General features: G+C 55.1%; 1 rRNA gene. It reads right to left on the minus strand.

Annotation, left to right across the window (positions count from 1 at the left end):
• Window positions 1-111: ribosomal RNA gene (gene rrf, locus ACVOK8_RS19170) — 5S ribosomal RNA — on the minus strand; the annotation flags it as partial.
• Between the last annotated feature and the right edge of the window lie 205 nt (window positions 112-316).

Raw genomic sequence — 316 nt, forward strand, 5'->3', positions numbered from 1 at the left:
GACGATGACCTACTCTCGCACAGCTTAGGCTGCACTACCATCGGCGCGGCTACGTTTCACTTCCGAGTTCGGGATGGGATCGGGTGGTTCCATAGCGCTAATTTCATCAGGAAGGCGGTTTGAGCAGCGCGTTGCGCCAGCTCCAATGCGTTTCCTTGCGGAACTAAGGCCAGGCTGTAAAACACCTGGCTTACATAAAAAGACAAACCCCGCTGCGTGAGCAGCGGGGTTCTTAGATAAAACCCTGACGATGACCTACTCTCGCACAGCTTAGGCTGCACTACCATCGGCGCGGCTACGTTTCACTTCCGAGTTC

This window comes from Stenotrophomonas sp. STEN083 (assembly GCF_056759195.1).